The following is a 504-nucleotide window of genomic DNA, read 5'->3' as shown; positions in this document are numbered from 1 at the left end:
GAGGCCGAGTTCATGGGCCGACTGCAGCAGAGCACTAACCACCACTGACTGGAGATTCATCATGGCTACCCCCGTCTTCTGGGAAGGCAACATCGGCTCGGCGCCGGAGCACCGCAGCTTCCCCAACGGCAACAATCCCCCGCGGCAGTTGCTGCGTCTCAACGTGATGTTCGACAACTCGATTCCCGATGGCCAAGGTGGCTACAAGGATCGCGGCGGCTTCTGGTGCAGCGTCGAATGGTGGCATCAGGATGCCCAGCGCTTCGCCGAACTGTTCACGAAAGGTATGCGCGTCAAGGTCGAAGGCAGGGCCATTATGGACCGCTGGCCGGACAAAGAGTCAGGCGAAGAAGTCCAGGCGCTGAAGGTCGAAGCCTCACGCATTTCCATCCTTCCGCATCGCCTGGCCGAGGTCACCCTGTTGCCGTCTACCAACGGCCAATCGACCCAGCATCAACAGTCTCGGAACGTCCCGCAGCAACCTGCTCAGCAGGATGCGCAATC

1 protein-coding gene is annotated in these 504 nt (G+C 60.7%); it reads left to right on the top strand.

Annotation, left to right across the window (positions count from 1 at the left end; all coding sequences use genetic code 11):
• Positions 1–61 precede the first annotated feature (61 nt).
• Positions 62–504: single-stranded DNA-binding protein (locus tag HMPREF2924_RS02970; RefSeq protein ID WP_070700334.1), on the top strand; the 443-nt coding region annotated here is incomplete at its 3' end.

Origin of the sequence: Pseudomonas sp. HMSC063H08, assembly GCF_001813645.1 — a bacterium.
Lineage (GTDB): Bacteria > Pseudomonadota > Gammaproteobacteria > Pseudomonadales > Pseudomonadaceae > Pseudomonas > Pseudomonas aeruginosa.
The sequence above is the reverse complement of the archived record's forward strand: the minus strand, read 5'-3'. Positions and strand labels throughout refer to the sequence as shown.